General features: G+C 72.8%; 1 protein-coding gene. It reads left to right on the top strand.

Going from position 1 to position 250, the window contains the following annotated elements:
- Positions 1–16 precede the first annotated feature (16 nt).
- Positions 17–250 (top strand): NAD(P)-binding domain-containing protein (locus tag SB660_RS22500; protein WP_410584700.1); only part of this gene is annotated, 234 nt, incomplete at its 3' end.

The raw sequence follows: 250 nt of genomic DNA, 5'->3' as shown, positions 1-250 counted from the left end.
AGCATTCGACGCGCCGGTGAGCGGAGGCCCGGTCGGTGCCGAACAGGGGACTCTCTCCGTGATGGTCGGCGGTGACGTCGATGCCCTCGACGCCGTCGCCCCGGTGCTCGGTCCGCTCGCCGGCAGCATCGTGCACCAGGGTCCCGCCGGATCCGGGCAACGCGCCAAGCTGCTCAACCAGCTGCTGGTCGCCGCGGTGACCGCTGCCGCCGGCGAGGTGTACCGGCTCGCGCAGACCCAGCCGATCGAC

Origin of the sequence: Bacillus sp. SIMBA_005, from assembly GCF_046535585.1 — a bacterium.
GTDB classification, from domain to species: Bacteria; Bacillota; Bacilli; order Bacillales; family Bacillaceae; genus Bacillus; species Bacillus pumilus.
The sequence above is the reverse complement of the archived record's forward strand: the minus strand, read 5'-3'. Positions and strand labels throughout refer to the sequence as shown.